At 58.5% G+C, this 20,358-nt stretch carries 22 protein-coding genes and 2 tRNA genes; 7 read left to right on the top strand and 17 right to left on the bottom strand.

From position 1 onward, the window contains the following. Positions 1 to 17: 17 nt before the first annotated feature. The 6 genes from PH256_RS06180 to PH256_RS06155 all read right to left on the bottom strand — a co-directional run bounded on the left by PH256_RS06180 (position 18) and on the right by PH256_RS06155 (position 5,986). On the bottom strand, positions 18 to 1,286 hold the full coding sequence (locus tag PH256_RS06180; protein ID WP_270913414.1) for a glycoside hydrolase family 10 protein: 1,269 nt from the start codon (positions 1,284 to 1,286) through the stop codon (positions 18 to 20). Between the two features lie 150 nt (positions 1,287 to 1,436). Further along, positions 1,437 to 1,513 (bottom strand) — tRNA-Ile (locus tag PH256_RS06175). 76 nt (positions 1,514 to 1,589) lie between these two features. Then, complete coding sequence (locus PH256_RS06170; protein ID WP_087183166.1) at positions 1,590 to 2,204, bottom strand: hypothetical protein; 615 nt, start codon at positions 2,202 to 2,204, stop codon at positions 1,590 to 1,592. Positions 2,205 to 2,241: 37 nt separating this feature from the next. Then, positions 2,242 to 3,123, bottom strand: a complete 882-nt coding sequence (locus PH256_RS06165; protein WP_270913413.1) for an ROK family protein — start codon at positions 3,121 to 3,123, stop codon at positions 2,242 to 2,244. A gap of 718 nt (positions 3,124 to 3,841) precedes the next feature. Next, the gene (locus PH256_RS06160; protein WP_270913412.1) at positions 3,842 to 5,266 is read right to left on the bottom strand and encodes a site-specific integrase; all 1,425 of its coding nucleotides are present in this window, start codon (positions 5,264 to 5,266) and stop codon (positions 3,842 to 3,844) included. Beyond that, a complete protein-coding gene (locus tag PH256_RS06155; protein ID WP_270913411.1) occupies positions 5,267 to 5,986 on the bottom strand; it encodes a helix-turn-helix domain-containing protein in 720 nt (239 codons plus the stop codon). 209 nt (positions 5,987 to 6,195) lie between these two features. Here PH256_RS06155 and PH256_RS06150 point away from each other — a divergent pair, with 209 nt between their 5' ends. The 3 genes from PH256_RS06150 (at position 6,196) to PH256_RS06140 (ending at position 7,443) form a co-directional block, all read left to right on the top strand. Next, positions 6,196 to 6,396, top strand: coding sequence for a helix-turn-helix domain-containing protein (locus tag PH256_RS06150; protein WP_270913410.1), 201 nt, complete (start codon positions 6,196 to 6,198; stop codon positions 6,394 to 6,396). Beyond that, positions 6,393 to 6,863, top strand: coding sequence for a hypothetical protein (locus PH256_RS06145; protein WP_270913409.1), 471 nt, complete (start codon positions 6,393 to 6,395; stop codon positions 6,861 to 6,863). Before PH256_RS06150 ends, PH256_RS06145 begins: the two co-directional genes overlap by 4 nt. Before the next feature lie 412 nt (positions 6,864 to 7,275). Then, complete coding sequence (locus tag PH256_RS06140) at positions 7,276 to 7,443, top strand: hypothetical protein (protein WP_270913408.1); 168 nt, start codon at positions 7,276 to 7,278, stop codon at positions 7,441 to 7,443. A gap of 525 nt (positions 7,444 to 7,968) precedes the next feature. Here the strand turns inward: PH256_RS06140 and PH256_RS06135 are convergent. Beyond that, a complete protein-coding gene (locus PH256_RS06135; protein WP_270913407.1) occupies positions 7,969 to 8,166 on the bottom strand; it encodes a hypothetical protein in 198 nt (65 codons plus the stop codon). A gap of 463 nt (positions 8,167 to 8,629) precedes the next feature. Here PH256_RS06135 and PH256_RS06130 point away from each other — a divergent pair, with 463 nt between their 5' ends. The 3 genes from PH256_RS06130 to PH256_RS06120 are packed head-to-tail and all read left to right on the top strand — an operon-like array spanning position 8,630 to position 9,339. Then, positions 8,630 to 8,905, top strand: coding sequence for a hypothetical protein (locus tag PH256_RS06130; protein ID WP_087293226.1), 276 nt, complete (start codon positions 8,630 to 8,632; stop codon positions 8,903 to 8,905). A gap of 11 nt (positions 8,906 to 8,916) precedes the next feature. Then, positions 8,917 to 9,066, top strand: a complete 150-nt coding sequence (locus PH256_RS06125) for a hypothetical protein (protein ID WP_270913406.1) — start codon at positions 8,917 to 8,919, stop codon at positions 9,064 to 9,066. Between the two features lie 18 nt (positions 9,067 to 9,084). Further along, positions 9,085 to 9,339, top strand: coding sequence for a hypothetical protein (locus tag PH256_RS06120; protein ID WP_270913405.1), 255 nt, complete (start codon positions 9,085 to 9,087; stop codon positions 9,337 to 9,339). A 219-nt stretch (positions 9,340 to 9,558) separates the two neighbouring features. Here the strand turns inward: PH256_RS06120 and PH256_RS06115 are convergent. From PH256_RS06115 to PH256_RS06075, 9 genes are all read right to left on the bottom strand, one after another. Then, a tRNA-Thr gene (locus PH256_RS06115) sits at positions 9,559 to 9,634 on the bottom strand. 123 nt (positions 9,635 to 9,757) lie between these two features. Then, the gene (rsmA, locus tag PH256_RS06110; RefSeq protein ID WP_270913404.1) at positions 9,758 to 10,618 is read right to left on the bottom strand and encodes a 16S rRNA (adenine(1518)-N(6)/adenine(1519)-N(6))-dimethyltransferase RsmA; all 861 of its coding nucleotides are present in this window, start codon (positions 10,616 to 10,618) and stop codon (positions 9,758 to 9,760) included. A 115-nt stretch (positions 10,619 to 10,733) separates the two neighbouring features. Continuing rightward, a complete protein-coding gene (locus PH256_RS06105; RefSeq protein WP_270913403.1) occupies positions 10,734 to 12,089 on the bottom strand; it encodes a S41 family peptidase in 1,356 nt (451 codons plus the stop codon). A 167-nt stretch (positions 12,090 to 12,256) separates the two neighbouring features. Continuing rightward, positions 12,257 to 13,411 carry a murein hydrolase activator EnvC family protein gene (locus PH256_RS06100; RefSeq protein ID WP_270913402.1) on the bottom strand — a complete coding sequence of 385 codons (1,155 nt, stop codon included), beginning with the start codon at positions 13,409 to 13,411 and terminating at the stop codon, positions 12,257 to 12,259. 52 nt (positions 13,412 to 13,463) lie between these two features. Further along, positions 13,464 to 14,372 carry a permease-like cell division protein FtsX gene (gene ftsX, locus PH256_RS06095; protein ID WP_270913401.1) on the bottom strand — a complete coding sequence of 303 codons (909 nt, stop codon included), beginning with the start codon at positions 14,370 to 14,372 and terminating at the stop codon, positions 13,464 to 13,466. Beyond that, entirely contained in the window at positions 14,369 to 15,073 is a 705-nt protein-coding gene (gene ftsE, locus PH256_RS06090; protein ID WP_087183160.1) for a cell division ATP-binding protein FtsE, read from the bottom strand. The genes ftsX and ftsE overlap by 4 nt, the downstream gene beginning before the upstream one ends. 212 nt (positions 15,074 to 15,285) lie before the next feature. Continuing rightward, the gene (locus PH256_RS06085) at positions 15,286 to 16,368 is read right to left on the bottom strand and encodes a PucR family transcriptional regulator (protein ID WP_087183159.1); all 1,083 of its coding nucleotides are present in this window, start codon (positions 16,366 to 16,368) and stop codon (positions 15,286 to 15,288) included. Between the two features lie 253 nt (positions 16,369 to 16,621). Next, positions 16,622 to 17,350 (bottom strand): pseudouridine synthase, encoded by a 729-nt coding sequence (locus PH256_RS06080; RefSeq protein WP_270913400.1) that lies wholly within the window; start codon positions 17,348 to 17,350, stop codon positions 16,622 to 16,624. 1 nt (position 17,351) lies between these two features. After that, complete coding sequence (locus PH256_RS06075) at positions 17,352 to 17,843, bottom strand: pyridoxamine 5'-phosphate oxidase family protein (protein WP_087183157.1); 492 nt, start codon at positions 17,841 to 17,843, stop codon at positions 17,352 to 17,354. A gap of 324 nt (positions 17,844 to 18,167) precedes the next feature. Between PH256_RS06075 and PH256_RS06070 the strand changes: the two genes are divergently transcribed. Beyond that, entirely contained in the window at positions 18,168 to 18,752 is a 585-nt protein-coding gene (locus PH256_RS06070) for a TetR/AcrR family transcriptional regulator (RefSeq protein WP_058962830.1), read from the top strand. 100 nt (positions 18,753 to 18,852) lie between these two features. On the opposite strand, the gene purB is transcribed toward PH256_RS06070, so the two are convergent. Further along, positions 18,853 to 20,286, bottom strand: coding sequence for an adenylosuccinate lyase (purB, locus tag PH256_RS06065; RefSeq protein WP_270913399.1), 1,434 nt, complete (start codon positions 20,284 to 20,286; stop codon positions 18,853 to 18,855). Between the last annotated feature and the right edge of the window lie 72 nt (positions 20,287 to 20,358).

Below are 20,358 nucleotides of genomic sequence, written 5' to 3'. Positions count from 1 at the left end.
CCTCTCCTTTTTCCTTGTTATTCCGCCACCTGGTTTTCCGCCCGGATGGCCGCGCACTCGCTGGCGGCCAGGTCCGCCCAGCTGCCGTTGTGGAACAAAAAGTCGTAGCGGTAAAGCACATAGCCGTCCGCTCCAACCTCCCGGCCGGTGGCGATCATATCCGCCAGGTTGCGTCCGCTCTGCCACTGGGTCACCGCGTTGTCGTAGTTGCCGCCGTCTCCGTCGCCGATGCGGTAGGCCCCCAGCCCGAAGTAGAGGGCAACGCCCTCGGCCCGCTCCAGCGCGGCCCACTCCTTGGTGATATTCTCGAAGGCAAAGCGGGTCTGCCCGCCGGAGGTGGTGTAGCCGTAGCCCCAGTACAGCTGAGGCAGTATGTAATCCACATAGCCCGGTGTACTCAGCCAGAGAGCCACGTCGCTATACTGTCCGTTATAATTGTTATCCATATTCCCTTGAGGACTGATCCCAAACCGAACCTCCGGTTTTACCGCCTTAATAGCGTCGTACACCGCCTTCACCAGCTGGTTCACGTTGTCCCGCCGCCAGTCCTCCAGGCTGAGGCTGGTGCCGGAGGCGGCGTATTCCGCCTCGTCGAAGGAGGCCTCGGTGGTGGGATAGAAATAGTCGTCAAAGTGGATGCCGTCCACATCGTAATTCGTTACGATCTCGGTCACGCCATCCACAATCAGCTGACGCACTGTTTCGCTGGAGGGGTCGAAGTACAGCCCTTCCCCCGCCTGCTTGACCAGCTCGGAACTGGTGACGGCGGGGTTATTTTCGGCCAGCTGGCCGGGCAGGCTGGCGTTCAGTTGTACCCGGTAGGGATTGAGCCAGCCCTCCAGCTCCAGGCCCTGGGCGTGGGCAGTTTCGATCAGAATGGCCAGCGGGTCAAAGCCCGGGTCCTGACCCTGGGTACCGGTGCACAGGTGGCTCCAGGGGAAATACTGGCTGGGGTACAGCGCGTCCGCGAAGGGGCGCACCTGGGCAATCACGGTGTTCAGGCCCAGGTCCGCGCAGTTGGCCATCATCTCCTCGGCCCCGGCCCGGAAGGCCTCGGCGCTGGAGAAGTCGAACTGCTGCCACTCCAGATAGCTCACCCACATGGCCCGGTATTCCCGCCCGGGCTGGGCAGGCTTTTCGGCCTCATCGCCAGTGTCGTTTGCAATGGGGCTGCCGGTCTGGCTCTGGCTGCCCGACTGGGACGCGGCAGGCGTGCCGCCGCAGGCCGCCAGACTCACAGCCAGGCAGGCGGCAGTGAGCAGGGCGAACATCTTCTTCCACATCATGGGTCAACTCCTTTTTCGAGGGGCGGTTTTTGCTCCCGCAGACGGGCGGCCCGCGCCCTGTTTCATTCCTATGCGGGGCGATTCGTGCTTATTATAGCACACAGCTCCCCGGCACGCAAAACGCCCCGCTGCAAAGCAGCGAGGCGCTTGTGGTGGGCCATCCAGGACTTGAACCCGGGACCAATCGGTTATGAGCCGACAGCTCTGACCAGCTGAGCTAATGGCCCTTACGGGCGGCGGACCGCTCGAATATTTTTATTATACCAGAACCGGACGCCATTGCAAAGCATTTTTTGCGGCGGTTCAGATCTTGCCGTAAACCTTGCACACCAGGCGCATACTCAGATCGCCGAAATGCCCGGCGTTACGGCGCACCACATCCACGGTGCTCAGCGGGCGGAAGTATTCCCCCTGCCGCTGCACCGCGGCCCGGGTGTATTCCAGATAGCTGCCCTCGTAGATGGCGAACCGTTCCAGCCGGTGCAGCAGCGACTGCACCTGGATAACCCGCAGCCCCAGGCAGCGGCTGACAAATTCCACGCAGGTGAAGGCCCCGGGCAGCGCCAGGTGAAAGCCCACCACGCTGGCCATGGCCCCGTATGTATTGTAGATGGTACGGCCCGGCTGTGCCCGGCAGACCATGAGCATGTTGCGGGCGGCGTCGAACTGGCGCTGAGTCACCGGCACCCGGCAGACCCGCACCCGGATATCGCCCTCGTCGCACAGGCGGCCCGCATCCTCGGCCACAAAGCCGCCCGCCAGAGCGTTGTGCTTGTTGCGGCGGGCAAAGGAATAGCAAACCGCCAGATCCGGCCGCAGGCTGATGGACACATGGTTATAGCTGCTTTTGGTCACCGCCCGGATCATCCGGCCCATCCCGGTGTTGGTGTGGGAAAACATCACATATAAATCCGGCAAATTCCTTCGCCTCCTTTTTTGATTATAACGCGCATTGTCATTCCAGCCCGGCCTGCCGGTTTGCCAGGTACCCCGCGCCCATCAGGCCCGCCTGGTTGCCCAGCTGCGCCGGAATCAGGCGGCAGCCCCGGAAGCTGGGCTTCAGCAAAGCCTGAAGCCGTCCGTTCAGCTGCTGCTGGATGTATTCCTGTTTCATCACGCCGCCGCCCAGCACCACCGCTTCGGGATCGAAGGCATGAATGAGCGACACCAGACCATAGCTGATTTCGCTGATCCAGCCGTCCACCTCGGCCCGCACATCCTGGTCCTCCAGCCGGGCGAAGATGGCGCGGCCGTCGGTAAGCTCCGGGAACCGGGCACTCACCCGTTTCACCAGGGCGGTTGTGCTGGCGTAGCGCTCATAGCTGCCCGTTCCCTGGCTGGCCGGGTCCACCGCTTCCGGGTGGGTAATAAGGCCGCCGAACTCTCCGGCGCTGCCCAAACCGCCCCGGTAGAGCTGGCCATTCAAAAAGGCCGCTCCGCCAATGCCGGTGCCAAAGGTGAGCATCAGAAAGTCCTTCATTCCTCTGGCCGCACCAAAGGCATATTCCCCCACAGCGGCGGCGTTCACGTCGTTTTCCACCACGGCAGGAAGGCCCAGCTGCTGCTCCAGCAACTGTTTCGGGTTCATGCCGGTATAACCGGGAATGTTGCAGGCAAACCGGATGCGGCCGGTCTGCGGCTCTACCTCACCGGCGGTGGAAATGCCCATACACTGCACGCCGGGCATTCCGCGCACAAGCCCCGCCACGGTTTCCAGCATTTTCTGCGCTCCGGCGGGCGCATTGGTGGGCGTTTCCTGCAAAGCGCTCAGCTGCCCGTTTTCCAGAACCGCCGTTTTAATATAAGTACCGCCGATGTCCACACACGCTGTTTTCATGGAAAAAGCCTCCATTCATGCTCGGGTGCAAAAAGGTCTGTTTGAGGGCTATTATAGCAAACTCGCACGGAATTTGGAAGAGAAACGCGGCCTGATATAAAAAATGCGCCGCAAGCATTTGCAGCATGCGGCACACCTTACTTTTTCACTATTCACTCTTCCCTTCCAAAAATCGACTCTGTCGGTTCAGTGAAGAGTGAATAAGGAAAAATCGACAAGCCTCTGTCGAAGCTTTCTGCCGGGGCCCCCGTGAAAGTTTGCAAAGCAAAGTTTCATGGGGAAGTGAGGAGCGACGCAGGGATGAAGAAAGCCCCGGTCCTTCGACCGGGGCTTTTGCACGGACCAAAGTCCATCGGGCAGGGCGCCACACCCTGCCGGGGCCCCCGCGAAAATTTGCAAAGCAAAGTTTCGTGGGGAGAAGGAGGAATGACACAGCGATATGAGAAAAGCCCGGTCTTTCGACCGGGCTTTTTGAATGGAGCGGAGTCCATTCCGACGTGGAGCTGGTGGACGGATTCGAACCCCCGACCTGCTGATTACAAATTGCACATTTTAGCTTTTGCGCTTTTGGGTGCCGTTCAATATATCGCTGTATAGAGCCATTCTTCTTGTTCTGCCGTTCCGTGCTGTACTGCATTGCTTTGCAGAATAGTTGACCAAAAGTTGACCATCGCCAACAAAAACCCCGGCGGGGCACACATATTCCCGCCGGGGCATTTTAGCCTATTTCTGCGTCTAGAATTCGGGTAAACGCTTCCCCCAGGGCATCCGCCGCCTTTGCATCAGAGGAGCGGATAAACCCGGCATATATGTTCGTGGTGGTGCTTACCTGTGCATGACCCAACCGCCCGGCCACAGTCGTGACCGGCACATGGGCCGCGATCAGCAAGGCAGCGTTTGAGTGGCGCAGGCTGTGAAAGCGCACCGGCTGCAAATCATGATCCCGCAGGAAGCGCGGGAACCAGCTTGTCACGCTGTTGGGGTCTATAGGCTGCCCGTCCCATTTGGTAAACAACAGGTCATTGTCCACCGTCTCACCCAAAATGCACACCTTTCGCGCCCACTTGGAGCCTATGCGCAACCGCTCCGACAACTGCCATTTTCTATAATCCCGCAAGAGCTGAACCGCGTTATCGTCTAGTTTTATAACGCGGCAGCTCTTTTTTGTTTTAGGCGTGGAGAACAATAGCCCTTTGCCGTCCACCGGCTCCAGCGTCCGATTCACGGCCAGCAATCCGGCGGATAGGTCAATATCAGACCACCGCAGGCCGCACAGTTCGCCCCGGCGGCAACCGGTAAACAAGGCAAGCTGCACAATCACGCTATACTGCGTGGGAGCATCGGGCAGAGCTGCCAACAGCTTTGCAATGCCGGATTCATCCAGATATTGCACATCTGGGGTCTCCACTTTGGGCGAATCTACGCGGGCGCAGGGGTTTTCTTGCATCAATTGCCACCGCACCGCCGTATTAAACACACTGGACAACAACCGGTGATAATGCCGCGCGCTGTTGCCTGACAGTTTTTCATCTTTCGAAACGTTTGTGAATGCTTTGGAGAACGGCACCCCGGCGGCCTGTGCAAGTTTTTGGGCCGTTTGCAGGTTGGTGCGCTCCCCTGCCCATATCCGCGTTGCGGTGCTTTCTGCGATGCCCGCAGCCTGCACAAGGGCCTTGCGCTTTCCCTTTGGATATAAGGCAATAAAGGCAGGATTCGCCTTGTATTTGCCATCCAATCGGATACCAGACTTTTGCAGCTGGGCGTAAAACTGCATAATATGGCCGGGCCGCAGTTTGTTTAGCTTGATATGTCCCAAAGCGGCAGAAATGCGCGGCACTAATTTTCGGTAGTCGCTGACCGTGTGGGGCTTTAGCTGCGGTTCCGCATACTCCTTGAACCACTTTTCAAACAGTTCGTCAACCGTCATCGAATCAGCCACAAGCCCGCCCTGCTGCACTTGGCGTTCAAATTCCATTGCCGCCTTCTGCACAGCCTTTTCAATCTGTCGGGCCGTCATGCCGTCCGCCGGGCAATAGGTCATGCTCTTCAGGATCTTTTTGCCGTCCTGAGCCTCTCCGGCATATACGCGGATTCTGTAAGTGGTCTTGCCATCTTTGGTTGTCCGTTTCTGAATGTTTGCCATTTAAAGCACCTTCTTTTGCTTATTTAAGCTACAAGAGCGCCTTTCGGCCTCGCCCATCACTTCTTCGTATTTCCGGGCACTTGCTATCAGGGCTTCAAAATATCGATCAAGTTCTATTCTTGCGTGGTATCTCTCCAGCTCCGCCTCCGTGTGCTTTTTATCGGCTTCCCCCATTGCGGCGTGAAGCTGTTCATCGGTTTTCGCCGATTCGATTTTTTCAATTCCTTCGGCATCTATGGATGCCGCCTTATACGTTGCGACCCAAATTTTTGCAAGTGTGTCTGTTTCAATTGCTCTTGACAGGTATGCGAGCACTGCCTTTGAATCCTTATCGTCTACATCAATCCAATTAAACGCGCTCTTGTACGTTATTCCGTTTACAATGTGCGGATTCATTGACGCTAGCTTAAAACCGTGTAGAACCTCGACGGCGCCCTCTGTTAGCCCTGTATAATGGCAAACTGCTGCTTTGTCTATATCAAGCGTTCTAACCGCGTTCTCCCTGCACAAAAGCCAATCAACAGTAACGCCGAATAAATCCGCCATCTTTAACAACTTCGATATAGGCGGCTCAGAATCGCCATTTCTATAATTGTCAATTGCCTGCCGCGAAATCCCCAATTTATTTGCCAGCTGTGCAGCCGTGAACCCATTTTTCTTCATTTCTTGATCTATGCGCAGGCCAACATTTAAAAGTACAGTCTTGCTTGATTTTGCCATTGTTTCACTTCCATCATTCAATTTATACTTGCTTATTTCCAATTCTTCGCAAAATATAATTGCTATTTCTCACACCGTGTGCTATTGTAAAGTTAAGGCAAGCAATTATAGCTTTAATCAAATAATACCAAGTAATAGTTGCATTGTCAATACAATATCTTGCACGCGAAAGGGGACAAAAGATGAGCAATACTATTCAATTTCCTCGAATGGCGACCATCAAGGAGGCGGCCGCCGTATCAGGTCTTGCAGTTTATCGTGTCCGGCAATTGGTAGCCGCCGGGCAGGTCAAACACATCAATGCGGGCCGCCGCATTTTGGTAAATCTGGACAGTCTGGCCCGCTATCTGGATACAGGCGATCAGCCGGAGCCGATAAATCCCGGCGGCATGCAGAGGATCATAGAATGAACACGCAAGAAAAAAGGCCGTCAGGATGCTGCAACATCCAGAACGGCCCGGCGGTGGAAAAATGCGATGCGGCACAATTTCACCGCCTCCAGTTTACCACACCAAATGGAGGTAATTCAATGGTAAGAATAGAAGATTATCTTAAACACGGTCAGGAAAACGCCACGTCTGCCGATGCTCTGTGTGGCATGATAAACACCACACCGCGAGGCCTGCGCCATTGTATCGCGATAGAACGCGCCGCCGGGGCCGAAATACTCTATATGCCCGGCGGGCGAGGCGGCTATTTCCTGCCCGGCCTTGATAAGGAGCAGGCCCAAAAGGAACGGGAAGCCTTTTACAATGTGATGCGGGCGCGGGCCATGTGTACGCTAAAGGCGCTGCAACCGGTAGCCCGTTCTTTGGGCGTTCCTATCGGGCAGATGGAAATGGAGCTTTTAAACGATGGGGAAAAAGAGGAAAGTTGACCCCCCGTTTTGGGTCACTGGCAAAAGCGTCGGGAAATCCCCCGGCGGACAGCCGCTCCCTTTTGTCCAGATATATGCAGACCTAGCCCAATCCCCCGAGTTCATTGCCCTGACTCCCGGTGCAAGGTGGTGCTACATATCCATGACAATAGAGGCAAAGGGCGGGCGCTGCTTTGAGTTCACACGAAAAACCGCCGAACGTTATGGAATCCCACAAAGAACGCTTGTAAGGAACGTTAAAGAGCTTGTGACCGCCGGTTTTATTTCCTGCAACAGCGGGCGCACTACCAGAACCGCAAGCGAGTATGAATTCACTATCGGCTGGAAGCTAAAAAGCGCAAAATAAAAAGCCCTGATATGGCTATATATAAGATACTGTGCCAAAATGGCATAAGGGCGCAACGGTGAAACGTTGAACGCTTATGCCAAAATGGCACAAGATACGCAGAAAAAAGCCGGTTTTTGGGGCAATCTTATGCCAAAATGGCACAAGGTTTATGCCAAAATGGCACAGCCAAAATGCTTGAACGCTGCATGGCAGCCTGTCCCCCCCCACCCGCGCACCGGCGGAAAAATCTAATTCCTACTGGCGTGGGTAGATTTTTCCATCTCTGAGCCTGAATTCAGCTAAAGGGGGTACTGACACCGGGCAAGCTCTGCGTTTTCCAAAAAGCCATTATATGCGCGGAGAAGAAAATTCCCCTTCACCCGCCGGTCTACATAAGCCCCGCCCCGCTTTTTGATAGAGGGGGCATAAAGCAAGCCGCCCAGCAATGGTTGAACGACCCGCCGGGCGGCTTTTTTATTCTTTCAGAGTTTTGCAACACGATAACGCGCGCGGAGTTTCTGGACACGATACGCGCGGGGGTTTGTGACATGCTGTGTGGCCTGCTATGCGCGCTGTGGGCGCTTTCCCCTCGTTTGAATATAGTTTGCCGCCTGCAATCAAAAAGCCGAAAACAGGGCATTTCTGCCGCTGCTACGGTGCATCGACTAAAGCGACATGCTGTCTATCTTGCACAGCTTCGCCAAACTGCCCGGCGGATCAGAAAAAACACCCCCACCAGAGCCACATAGGCAATGGAGGGGGCATTCCTGCTTTTTGTTACTTCTCGGGGCTGGAGCTATCCCGCTCCATAGCCTCGTTTATGGCGCGCCCAACAAAAGCGTTGAGACTTTCGCCCATAGCCTCTGCATGGGCCTGTATTTCGGCTTTGCGGCCCTTTGGCATTCTAACTTTGATTTCATCCTGCTTATCGATATACGCTTGATTTGCGCGCTTTCTGGCTTCACTTATCGACATTTTAAACACCGCCTTTCCAGCTCTATTATACCACATTTTCGTGTATGTGTACATGTAAAAGCATACAGATACATGGGTACATGTTTGTGTAATGCGTCAATTGATATACATGGGTACATGTAGTATAATATAATCACAGCAAGGGAGCCGGAAAGGAGGCCGGCATGACAAGCAAGCAGTTTGAACAGCTTCCCAGAAGCAAACAGCTTGAACGGTTCGACAGATACAAAAAAGCGGCTACCTGCGCCAACAGATAACCGCATAGCAGAAACCACCTAGCACCAACTAAATAGGTTCCCTTGCTGCTTTCATTGTATCAGAACCGCACACGAAATGCAAGTGAATACCCAGCCGCCGGGCAGCCGAAAGCGCCCGCAAGCGGCGGCCCATATCCCTGTGAACCTACGGGCAATAGTCAGGAAGATGACCGCCGGGCGGCTCCACAATGAAAGGAAGTTTCCGCATGAAAAAGACTGAACTGCGCAAAGCAATGAATGAGTACCAGCAAATCGCCGCCCAGATTGCCCAGCTGGAGAAGCAAAAGGCTGCTGTGGCCGACCGGATCAAGGCCCACATGGATGCCGCCGGGGTGGATGAAATGCAGGTTGACGATGCCACAGCCCGCTACAAGGAAGTGACCAGCAACCGCTTTGACAGCAAGGCATTTGCAGCGGCCCACAAGCGCCTGTATGCCATGTTCTGCAAGCCCCAGACCGTCCGCCGGTTCACGATTGCATAAAGGAGGGCATTATGAACAAAGAAGCCATCAAACAAGCCATCGAACTGCTGGCCCGCAGCGGTGCAGACCAGCGGCTCTTAGACCTTCTTTATATCCTGCGCCGGAACGACGTGACATTCGCAAGAATAGTCGCGGCGTTCGCGCAAGGGCTTGAAAAGTGAATCAAAGGAGAATTAACTATGACAAAAGAGGATGTTCGCCGGATCTTCGACCGGGAGGCAATGATCATAGGGCATTCCGATGCCGTACCAGCGGCCAAAGCAGCCAAACACTTCACCAAAGACGCGCTCCAATTCGCCGATCGGCTTGGGAAGTCAAAGGCTTCCGGCCTGTACGGCATTGGTGAACGCTACGACACATTCAAGTATTACACACTACACGGTTTGGAACTTGCCGCAACCTATGACAACATTTCGGCTCTGCTAACAAATTGAGCGATACAAAGAGAAGCCCGTCAGGATAAGTCCCGGCGGGCCTTTTTATTGGCATTACGACTTGCGATATTGTGAAGCGAATGCAACAGGCCCCAGCGGGCGCGTTTTGGGAAAAAGTTGACCAAAAGTTGACCATTCTCTAAAAAATACGCCTCTTCGGAGTGCAAAAGAAAACCGCAGTACACAGGATTTTCCTTGTAGTACTGCGGTTTTTCCCTTTGGAGCTGGTGGACGGATTCGAACCCCCGACCTGCTGATTACAAATCAGCTGCACTACCAGCTGTGCTACACCAGCATATTCAGCAAGAAATATTATACCAAAAAAACTTCCCGCACGCAAGACGATTTTTGCCGCCGGGCCTCTTTTCTTGCCGTTTCAGAGGTCCGGCGGCAATGTTCTTCCGTTTGAGTCTGCCGCTTATTTTGCCTCGGCCAGCGCCTTCTGCAGCGCGCAGAAGTCCTCCAGCGTCAGCTGTTCGGGGCGGGCGGTGGGGCTCAGTCCCGCCGCCTGGAGCGCAGCGGCCACCTTTGCCTTGGGCAGGCCCATGCCGTTGCTGATGGAGTTTGCCGCGGTCTTGCGCCGCTGGCCGAAGGCCGCCCGCACCAGCTTGAAGAAGCCCGCTTCGTCCTCCACCTGCACCGCAGGCTGCTCGCGCACCTGCAGCTGGATCACCGCACTGGTCACTTTCGGCGGCGGATAGAAGCTGCCGGGCTGCACCGCGAACAGCAGCCGGGGCTTCGCGTAATAATCCACCGCATAGCTGATGGCGCCCGCCTCACGGGTGCCCGGGGTGGCGGTAATGCGGTCCGCCGCCTCCTTCTGCACCATGACAGTGATGTGCTGGATGGGCAGTTTTTCCTCCAGCAGCCGCATCAGGATGGGGCTGGTGATGTAGTAGGGCAGGTTGGCGCACACAGCCACCGGCATTCCGGCAAATTTCTCCCGGATCAGCCCGGCCAGGTCCACCTTCAGCACATCCTGCAAAAGAATCTCCACGTTATCAAATTCGGCCAGCGTTTCCGCCAGCAGGGGCGGCAGGCGCTGGTCCACCTCAATGGCCACCACCTTGTTCGCCCGCAGGGCCAGCTCCTTGGTGAGCACGCCCACGCCGGGGCCCACCTCGATCACGCCCCAGCTCTTGTCGATGCCCGCGGCCTCCACAATCTTGGGGCAGATGCCGGGGTTCACGATGAAGTTCTGCCCGAACCCCTTGGACAGTGCGAAATCATACCGGGCGCACAGGTCCCGGATGGTGGAAATATCCGTTAAATTGGGCATAGGGTCCCGCCTTTCTGTTTGTGTTGCGCCCGCCCGGACCTTTGCCCGGGCAGACAGCAGCGCCCCGCGGCCCATCTACACGGGCCGCCGGAGCGCTGCGGGATCGTATTCGGGATTATTCGCCGTCGGTGCTTTCGCTGGCCGGGGCCGCGGAATCCGCACCCTTGCTGACAGCTTCACCGCCCTCGCTGGTGCTCTGGCTGGCAGAAGTGTCACCGCTGGCGGAGGCGTCGCCGCTGGCGGCGCTGCTGGAGGTGTCATCGGTGGTGGTACCGCCGTTCATGGTCTGCGCCACACCCAGTGCCTTCTGCACCTGGGTATCCTCCTCCACGCTCACCAGAGTGGTGTCGCTGCCGTCAGCCTTGGCTGCCACTTCCACATCCACGGTCAAACCGGTGCCGTCAAAGCTGGTCTTGTCCGAGATGAGCATCTTGGCGGTGGTGATGACCACAGCGCTGCCGTCGCTCATGCGGTAGGGCTCCGCCTGGATGGTGCCCTTGCCCGCGGTGGTGGTACCAACCAGCAGCGCGCCGGAAAGCTGGCGCAGGCTGGCGGCAAACAGCTCCGCGGTGCTGGCGGTGCCGCTGTTTACCAGCACAACCATGGGCAGATCCACATGACTCTCGTCGCTGGAGCCCAGCAGGGTCTGCTGGCCGTTCTTGTCCTCAGCGAACACGATGTCCGCCTCGGGCACCAGCTGGTCGATGCAGTTCACCGCCACGTCCATCTGGCCGCCCGCGTTGTCGCGCAGGTCGAAGGCCAGGGCCTTGGCGCCCTGGTTCTGCAGGTCCTCCACCGCCTTGCTGAAGGTGCTCTGGGTGGTGCCGTCGAACCGGTAGATCTTGATATAGCCGTAGCTCTCACCCAGCATCTGGTATTCCACGCTGGGGATGGTGTAGCGGCTGCGGTTGATGGTATGGTCGGCGGTGGTGCCGTCCGGCGCCATGTAGGTCACGGTGACCTCGGTGCCCGCCTCGCCCTGCAGCTGAGCGGTCACGTTGGCAGCGGTCAGGCCCTTCACCTCGCCGCCGTTGATGGCAGTGATGAAGCCGCCCACCTGCAGGCCCAGCTCAGAGGCGGGGCTGGAATCGTAGACCTTGGTGATGCGGGCGTAGCCCGAGGAATCCTTCACCACGTCCACGCCGATGCCCATGATGTTGCCGTTCTGCACCTCCACCAGCTCGGCGTACTGCTTCGCGGTGTAGTAGCTGGCGTTCTTGTCGCCGATGCCCAGCACATAGCCATAGGCCATCATGTCGTTCAGGGTAGCGTCCTGGATGTCGCCGTAGTAGTTGGCGCGCACGTACTTGTCCAGCTCGGCGATCTTGCTGTACATGCTCTCCTTTTCCTTAACGGAAGGGATGGTGGCGTCGAACATCTGGCGTGCCAGAATCATGGTGATGGAAAAGGTCACCGTCATGGCGATGATGGCGATGGTCAGCGCCATGCTGATGGAAATCTTTTTGTTCATGGTCTTGCGTTTCCTCCGTGGCGTTTGCCGGTCAGATCAGATAGGCGATCTGGATCGCCATGGAGCTGAAAATGGTGAGCACCATGAGCACGGCAAGCACCAGGCTCACGGTACGAACGAGTTTTTTATTGTCCTTCATGGGGCTCCTTTCCTGGTTGGGGCGGTGATCAGAACGCCACGTAGTTGCGGGGGTTCTGCTTCACGCCGTTGATGCGCACTTCAAAATGCAGATGGTTGCCGGTGGAGTTGCCGGTGGACCCCACATAGCCGATTACGTCGCCCTGCTTCACCGACTGGCCCACGCCCACGGCGATGCTGCTCATGTGGGCATACAGGGTGGTCACGCCGTCGCCGTTGTCCACCATGACCACGTTGCCGTAGCTCCAGTGGCCGGTGGTGGAGGAGATGACGCCGTCATGGGCGGCCTTGATGGGGGTACCGTAGGGAGCGGCGATGTCCATGCCGCTGTGGCCGGTCTGGATCACGCCGTTGATGTTCTGGGTGGCGCCGAACTCGGTGGTCACCCGGCCGGCAATGTCCAGCGGCCAGCGGAAGCCTTCGGCGCACACGCCGCTGCCGGTGGAGGCCTGGCTGGCCACCCAGGCCTGGAACTGTTTCTCGGCCTCATCGGCCTTCTTCTGCTTTTCGGCCACCACGGTCTCCTGGGCCTGGGCCGCGGCCTCCTTGTCGCTGATGGTCTGCTTCTGGGCCTGGATGTTGGCGGCCAGCTGGTTTTCCTTGCTGTCCAGGGCAGCTTTCGCGTCCTCCAGATCCGCCTTGGCTGCCTCCAGAGCGGCCTCCTCTTCCTCCAGCTTTGCCTTCTCGTCGTTCATCTCCTGCAGGATCTCGGTGTCCTTTTCGCTGATGCGCTGCAGGTTGTCGGAGTAGGTGAGCAGATCGTACAGGCTCTGGGCGCTGGCCAGCACCGCCACGGCGCCGGTATCCTGCATCACCTGCATGGCCTGCATGCGCTCCTTGAAGTCCGCCCAGCGCTCGTCGATCACTGCCTGCTGATCCGCGATGGCCTGCTGCTGGATGGCGATCTCGCTGTTCTTCTGGTTGATCTGGTCGATGGTATCGTTGATCTGGCTGATGATGATGGTCTGCTGGTTTTCCAGACTCTTCTTCTGCTGCTCGGCTTTGTTCTTCTCGTTCTGGATCTGCTGAAGGACCTGCTCTTCCTTTTTCAGCTCCTGCTCGGCCTTCTCCCAGTCGGATTTATAGTCGGCGTTTACCGCCGCGCCGCCGCATACGGCAGCCATGCACACAGCCAGCGCGCCGCACAGCGCCCGCCGCCAGGGTGCCCGAAGTTGCTTGCTCATGAGAATCGCTCCTTTTGCTGGCGCCCGCGGCCGGCCGGCCGCGGATCGCGGTTTATACGTGCAGGTATTTGCGGATGGAGGTGGCAGTGCCCACACTGCCGATCAGGCTGCCGAAGGCCAGGAAGGCAACCAGCACTTTCCACCAGATCTGGTTCATGCCCAGCAGCACATCGTTCAGAATACTGCCCCAGAAGGCGGGGAAATCCACGCTGTAGATGAGCAGCAGCTGGTAGCCGCCCAGCACGATGGCCGAGGAGATCAGCCCGGCGATCAGGCCCACGGCGATGCCCTCCACAAAGAAGGGCAGGCGGATGAAGCCGTTGGTGGCGCCCACGTACTTCATGATGTTGATCTCCTTGCGGCGGGCGAACACGGTGAGACGGATGGTGTTGCTGATAACCACGATGCTCACGAAGCCCAGCACCACCACAAGGCCCACGCTGACCACGGTAACCGCCTTGTGGATGTTCACCACCAGGTCGGACAGGCCGGTGGGCACGTTCACATCCACCACGCCGGAGATGCTCTCCAACTGGGGTACGATCTCATCCATCTGGCCCACGTCCTGCAGGACCACCTTGTAGTTGGCCAGGAAGGGGTTTTCCTCGCCCTCGAACACATCGAACAGGTCGGCCTTGTCGCCCATGGAATCCCGCATCAGGTCCAGCGCCTCGTCCTTGGAAACGTAGGTCACTTCCTTCAGGCCGCTGATGGCACGCAGGGCGCTGTCCACCGAGGCGAGGCCCGCGTCGTCCAGGTTTTCGTCCAGATAGACGACCACCTCGTTCTGGCTGCGCAGATAGAGCATCAGGCTGTTCATGTTGGCGGTGAACAGGCCCGCAACGCCGGTGATAATGAGGCAGACGGTGAGCACACCCACGCTGGCAAAGCTCATCAACCGGTTGTTGATCATGTTGTGAAGGCCCTGGCGGGCAAGGTATTTAAAGCTGGACCACTTCACAGGACCACCTCCCCTGCGTCTTCCCCGGCGTTCTGCCGGTTCTGGGAGTCGCCGATCACGTTGCCGTGGTCAATGGTGATGACCCGCTTGCTGAAGTGGCGGGCCAGCTCATGCTCGTGGGTAACCACCACAACGGTGATGCCCACGCTGTTGATGGCGCTGAGCAGCTCCATCATCTCGATGCTCAGCTCCGGGTCGATGTTGCCGGTGGGCTCGTCGGCGATGATCAACTGGGGGCTGTGCACCAGAGCCCGGGCCAGCGCCACGCGCTGCTGCTCGCCGCCGGAAAGCTCGTCCGGGTATTTATCCATTTTTTCGGAAAGGCCCACCAGGCTGAACACATAGGGCACCCGGCTGGCAATCTTCTTTTCGGGAATGTTGGTCACCCGCATGGCGAAGGCCACGTTCTCGTAAGCGGTCATGCTGGGAATGAGGCGGAAGTCCTGGAACACCACGCCCATGTTGCGGCGCAGGTAGGGCACATCCCTCTCCTTCATGCGGGTCAGGTCCTTGCCGTTCACGAACACCCGGCCGCTGGTGGCCTTTTCCTCCCGCAGGATCAGCTTGAGGAAGGTGGATTTGCCCGCGCCGGAATGGCCCAGAACAAACACGAACTCGCCTTTTTGGATGTGAAGGCTCACATTTTTCAGTGCGGTGTTGCCCCCGGGGTACACCTTGGAAACGCGGTCAAATACAATCATTTTTTCTCCCCATACGCCGCCCGGCTGCGGGCGGCATGGCCGCCGGTGTGCGGCCTGTTTTTCCTTTTTTTGCTTGCTGTTTCGCTGTTACAAAACGAGGGCCGGCGCAAACAACCGGCACCGCAGTGCGAAAACGGCACCGCGGCGCGGCATAGCGGCCGGCCCATGGGCAGACATCGCCGCCCGGCACAGGCACAGAGGCCTGCGCGCAATCAGTATTTTGCCGGGTTGGCGCTCAGATATTTCTTTACCATCAGTGCCACCTTGAACACGATGGCGTCGTCGAACTCCCGCAGGTCCAGGCCAGTGAGCTTCTTGATCTTCTCCAGGCGGTACACCAGGGTGTTGCGGTGTACGAACAGGCCGCGGCTGGTCTCGGAAACGTTCAGGTTGTTCTCGAAGAAGCGCTGGATGGTGAACAGGGTCTCGTTGTCCAGACTCTCGATGCTGCCCTGCTTGAACACCTCGCGCAGGAACATCTCGCACAGGGTGGTGGGCAGCTGGTAGATCAGGCGGGCGATGCCCAGGTTATCGTAGCTGATGATGGACTGCTCGGTGTCGAACACCTTGCCCACCTCCATGGCCACCTGAGCCTCCTTGAAGCTGGCGGCCAGGTCCTTCACGTTGGCAATGGGGGTACCGATGCCAACGGTGGCCTTGATGTAGTGCTCGCCGGACAGGGTGTCCACGATGCTGGAGGCCAGCTTTTCCAGATCCTTCTGGTCGATGCCCCGCTTGATCTCCTTCACCAGCACGGTGTCGGTCTCGCTGATGTTGAACACGAAGTCCTTCTGCTTGTCCGGGAACAGGCTGCTCACCACGTCGTAGGCGGAGATGTCGGTGCCGCTGGTCACGCGGATCAGGAACACCACGCGGGACACATCGGTGGCAAAGTGCAGCTCGCGGGCCTTGGCGTAGATGTCGCCGGGCAGGATGTTATCCAGCACCACGTTCTTGATGAAGTTGGCCTTGTCGAACTTCTCGTCGTGGTACTGCTTGATGCTCTGCAGGCTGATGGCGAGAAGGCTGGCAAACTGAGCGGCAGTCTCGTCGGTGCCTTCCACATACACGGCGTAGTCGTTGTGTTTGTTGGAGCTGAACTGATGATAGCTGCAGCCGTCCTTGACGAAGCAGTCCCCGGCCAGGCGCTCGGCCACAAAGCCGTCCCGCACCTCGCCGATCATGTTCAGATCGGAACAGGAAATCACGGTGCCGGTTTCATCCACCACACCGACCACCCGATTGATGGCGTCCTTCATCTGGTAGACAACACCCTGAAACACTCTGTTTGCCATAATACGCTCCCCTTTTATTTGAATGTTTTCCACAATAAGCTTTGTGATATTTGAACAATTGCACAGGCTCTCTGTGTATATTTTACACAAGGGAATATACTTTTGCAACATATTTCAACGATTTTTTCTGCCATTTATTGTGTAATTTTGAATACCGGCCAAAAATCCGGGGCTCAGGCACCCTTTTAGCCTACGACAAAATTGTGTAAGTTCTTTGAAAGAACTGCAAAAAAACGGCCTCACAAAGCCATTTTCAGGCATTTTCGCCGCCCGGGGCAAGGCCGGGCGCAAGCTGCTGCAGCTCTTCGGCGGAAAGCTGCCGCCACTGGCCCGGGGCCAGGGCCGGGTCCAGCGAAAGCCCCCCGATGGCCTGCCGGTGCAGCTCGTTGACCCCTGCATCCAGCACGCCGAACATCCGTTTGATCTGGTGATAGACGCCCTGACGCAGCACCACGGTGGCGGCAAGGGGGTTTTCCGGGTCCGGGATGAGGCCCGCGGGCTGCATCCGCTCCCCGTCCGCCAGGGTCACACCCTCCTCGAAGGCGGCCACCATGGCCGGGGTGACCGGGGTATCCAGCTCCACCCGGTAGGTCTTGGGCACGTGGCGGCGGGGCGAGAGGATGGCGTGAGCGAAGGCCCCGTCGTCGGTGAGCAGCACAAAGCCGGTGCTGGTTTTGTCCAGCCGGCCCGCCGGGAACAGCTCCCGCCGGGGGAAGGCTCCCTCCAGCAGGTCCACCACGGTGCGGTCCCGTTTGTCGGTGCTGGCGCTCACCACGCCCTTGGGCTTATTGAGCATAATGTACACGAACTGCTGGCAGCTGAGGGGCTTGCCCTCGGCGGCCACCGTTTCCGCGCCGGAAAGGGCGGTATCAGCCTTTTTGCAGACCTTGCCTTCCACCGTGACCCGGCCCTTTGTAATCAGGGTGCGGGCCGCGCTGCGGGGCAGCTGCAGGCTCTGGGCAACGAACTTGTCCAGCCGCATCTCAGTTATCCTCCAGCAGGCGGCCCTTGTTGGCCTTGCCCCGCAGCTGCTGGATATCCAGCGCGAACATGACCACCGCGGGCATGCCCTTCATAGTACGCTCATAGGCGGGGGTGTCCACATGGTCGGCGGAGTATTTTTCGCAGATGGCCCGCATGGCTGCCATCCGCTCGCTCTCCTCGGTGAGGATGCGCACCGGGCCCTGGGCGATGGCGCTGGCGTAGATCACCTCGAACCGCTCGGGTACGTTGTGGGCGTAAAGCACCGCCGTGAAGCTGGCCCGGCCGTCCCGGGTGATGTTCTCCAGCTTCTGGCCCCGCTTGGCCGAATGGAAGTACAGGGTGTCGCCCTCCAGGGCAAAGGCCATGGGCGCGGCGTAGGGCCAGCCGTCCTCGTTGATGGTGGCCAGCATGCCGAAGCTTGCCTTGCGCAGTACCTCCTTTGCATCCTCCTCACTCAGTTTTCGATCGACCCGGCACAGATCCCGCATCATTTTTCCCGCCTTTCTGTTTTGTTCGGGCCGCTTTGGGCCCGTTTGTTCTGTGTTTGCAGCACCGCATCCTTTTCGCCGGAAGGCCTCCGGCAGCCTGCCAGGCCGGAACGCTCCGGCGCTGCGCCACCTGGATAAATGCGGTATTGCCTCTCGTATTATAGCACATTCCGGCGAAAAGAGTCCGTTCCGGTTTTCTTTTTGAATTATTTCAATTTATTTCCACAAAACATTTGTTTTTCTGTGTATATTGTTCTATAATAGGTTCATGGTTTGCCGGCAAAGCGCCGGTATGCGTGTTTGCGCCAGAAAAGGAGGTCTCGCCCCATGCGGACAGCGGTCAAAAAGAACGCCCGCCGCCAGGAACTGCTGGAACAGATCTACCCCATGATCGATCAGGTGGGCTACGAAAACCTGACCGTGCGGGGCATCTGCACCAGTCTTGGCATATCCACCGGCACCTTTTATCACTATTTCCCGGAAAAAGCCGATCTGCTTTTGGCCTTTTTCGCGGGCATCGACGATTTTTACCAGCAGGAAGTGCTCCCCCGCTTCGGGCCGGATGAGGCGGCCAATCTGGACCGGTTCATCCACAGCTACGGCGTTTACTGCCAGCGGGTGGGCGCGGGGGTCTGCCGCTGCCTGACCAGCGCACCGGCCCACGACGCCAAGCGCAACTATCTTTCCGAGAGCCGGCCCATCAGCCGGATTCTGGAGGAGCTGATGATCCGGGGCGCGGCCAGCGGCCGGTTCACCTGCCCCTTCCCGCCGGAGCAGTGTGCCCGCATGGTGATGATCTCGGTGCGCGGCCACGGGTCCGACTGGGCCAAGCGGGGCGGCGAGTATGATCTGATCCGCTCGCTGGACGATTACGCCCTTCTGCTGCGCATCGCCCTGGGCTGCCGTCCCTGAGGCTGTATTCCCTTCCCTGTATGCAAAACGCCCTCTGCTTTCGAAAGAGCAGAGGGCGTTTTTTCGTTTTATGTCAGCCGGAGCCGCTGCGCCTGCAAGATCAGACGTTCAGCTCGGCATGCTGGCCGGCAGCCTCGGGGTGAGCGGCCAGAACGGGGCGGATGACCTCGTTGAGGAACTCCTCCACCTGCTGGGCGCTGCGGCCGGTGAAGTGCTCGGGCACCAGAACGCCGTCGATGTCGGCATGGGTCAGGCCGAAGCTGGCGTCGTTCACCACACGGTCGATCAGGTCGTTGGGCTTGCCCTCCTCCTTCACCTGCGCGGCGGCGGCGATGGAGTGCTGGCGCAGCTTCTCGTGCAGCTCCTGACGGTCGCCGCCCTTCTTCACGGCGCTCATCATGATGTTCTCGGCAGCCATGAAGGGCAGCTCGGCCATCACCCGGCTGCGGATGACCTTGGGGTAAACCACCAGGCCGTCGCAGACGTTGAGCAGGATGTTCAGGATGGAATCGGCGGCCAGGAAGGCCTCGGCCACGGCAATGCGCTTGTTGGCAGAGTCGTCCAGGGTGCGCTCGAACCACTGGGTACCGGCGGTGAAGGCCGGGTTCAGGATGTCCACCATCAGGTAGCGGGCCAGGGCGCAGACGCGCTCGCAGCGCATGGGATTGCGCTTGTAGGGCATGGCGGAGGAACCGATCTGGTTCTTCTCAAAGGGCTCCTCCATCTCCTTGAAGTTGGCCAGGATGCGGATGTCGGTGCACATCTTCATGGCGCTCTGGGCAAGGCCGGACAGTGCGCTCAGCACCTGGAAGTCCACCTTGCGGCTGTAGGTCTGGCCGGACACGGGAACCACCTTGTCGAAGCCCAGCTCGGCGGCGATGGAGGCCTCCACCGCCTTGATGCGGGCGGAGTCGCCCTCGAACAGCTCCACAAAGCTGGCCTGGGTGCCGGTGGTGCCCTTGCTGCCCAGCAGGGCCAGGGCGTTCATCCGGTTGGTGATCTCCTCATAGTCCATGTACAGCTCATTCAGCCACAGGCTGGCGCGCTTGCCCACGGTGGTGAGCTGAGCGGGCTGCAGGTGGGTGTAGGCCAGGGCGGGCATCTCCTTGTACTGGTCGGCAAACTTGGCCAGCAGAGCCATCACGCCCACCAGCTTCTTCTGCACCAGCTCCAGGCCTTCCTTCATCACCAGCACGTCGGTGTTGTCGCCCACGTAGCAGCTGGTGGCGCCCAGGTGGATGATGCCCTTGGCATGGGGGCACTGCAGGCCGTAGGCGTACACATGGCTCATCACGTCGTGACGGCATTCCTTCTCGCGGCGGATGGCGTCCTCGTAGTTGATGTCGTCCTTGTGGGCCTCCAGCTCGGCGATCTGCTCGTCGGTGATGTTCAGGCCATTGGCCTTCTCGGCCTTGGCCAGGGCGATCCACAGCCGGCGCCAGGTGCGGAACTTGTTGTCCTCCGAGAAGATGTACTGCATCTCGGGGGAGGCGTAACGGGTCTCGAAGGGAGAGATGTATTTATCGTGGGACATAGTGGTTCCCCTTTCTCTGGTTTCTCATAAAGGGCGGGCGGGGCGCATAAGGCCTCGCCCGCCCGACTTGTT

The sequence above is a fragment of the Allofournierella sp. CML151 genome (genome assembly GCF_027853465.1).
Taxonomy (GTDB): Bacteria; Bacillota; Clostridia; order Oscillospirales; family Ruminococcaceae; genus Allofournierella.
This window is presented reverse-complemented; position numbering and strand designations above follow the sequence as displayed.

Excerpts from the sequence above, each read along its gene's own strand:
- PH256_RS06180 (WP_270913414.1), bottom strand. The coding sequence starts at position 1,286 with ATGATGTGGAAGAAGATGTTCGCCCTGCTCACTGCCGCCTGCCTGGCT.
- PH256_RS06165 (WP_270913413.1), bottom strand. The coding sequence starts at position 3,123 with ATGAAAACAGCGTGTGTGGACATCGGCGGTACTTATATTAAAACGGCG.
- PH256_RS06160 (WP_270913412.1), bottom strand. The coding sequence starts at position 5,266 with ATGGCAAACATTCAGAAACGGACAACCAAAGATGGCAAGACCACTTAC.
- PH256_RS06155 (WP_270913411.1), bottom strand. The coding sequence starts at position 5,986 with ATGGCAAAATCAAGCAAGACTGTACTTTTAAATGTTGGCCTGCGCATA.
- PH256_RS06150 (WP_270913410.1), top strand. The coding sequence starts at position 6,196 with ATGGCGACCATCAAGGAGGCGGCCGCCGTATCAGGTCTTGCAGTTTAT.
- PH256_RS06145 (WP_270913409.1), top strand. The coding sequence starts at position 6,393 with ATGAACACGCAAGAAAAAAGGCCGTCAGGATGCTGCAACATCCAGAAC.
- PH256_RS06135 (WP_270913407.1), bottom strand. The coding sequence starts at position 8,166 with ATGTCGATAAGTGAAGCCAGAAAGCGCGCAAATCAAGCGTATATCGAT.
- PH256_RS06130 (WP_087293226.1), top strand. The coding sequence starts at position 8,630 with ATGAAAAAGACTGAACTGCGCAAAGCAATGAATGAGTACCAGCAAATC.
- PH256_RS06125 (WP_270913406.1), top strand. The coding sequence starts at position 8,917 with ATGAACAAAGAAGCCATCAAACAAGCCATCGAACTGCTGGCCCGCAGC.
- PH256_RS06120 (WP_270913405.1), top strand. The coding sequence starts at position 9,085 with ATGACAAAAGAGGATGTTCGCCGGATCTTCGACCGGGAGGCAATGATC.
- rsmA (WP_270913404.1), bottom strand. The coding sequence starts at position 10,618 with ATGCCCAATTTAACGGATATTTCCACCATCCGGGACCTGTGCGCCCGG.
- PH256_RS06105 (WP_270913403.1), bottom strand. The coding sequence starts at position 12,089 with ATGAACAAAAAGATTTCCATCAGCATGGCGCTGACCATCGCCATCATC.
- PH256_RS06100 (WP_270913402.1), bottom strand. The coding sequence starts at position 13,411 with ATGAGCAAGCAACTTCGGGCACCCTGGCGGCGGGCGCTGTGCGGCGCG.
- ftsE (WP_087183160.1), bottom strand. The coding sequence starts at position 15,073 with ATGATTGTATTTGACCGCGTTTCCAAGGTGTACCCCGGGGGCAACACC.
- PH256_RS06085 (WP_087183159.1), bottom strand. The coding sequence starts at position 16,368 with ATGGCAAACAGAGTGTTTCAGGGTGTTGTCTACCAGATGAAGGACGCC.
- PH256_RS06080 (WP_270913400.1), bottom strand. The coding sequence starts at position 17,350 with ATGCGGCTGGACAAGTTCGTTGCCCAGAGCCTGCAGCTGCCCCGCAGC.
- PH256_RS06075 (WP_087183157.1), bottom strand. The coding sequence starts at position 17,843 with ATGATGCGGGATCTGTGCCGGGTCGATCGAAAACTGAGTGAGGAGGAT.
- PH256_RS06070 (WP_058962830.1), top strand. The coding sequence starts at position 18,168 with ATGCGGACAGCGGTCAAAAAGAACGCCCGCCGCCAGGAACTGCTGGAA.
- purB (WP_270913399.1), bottom strand. The coding sequence starts at position 20,286 with ATGTCCCACGATAAATACATCTCTCCCTTCGAGACCCGTTACGCCTCC.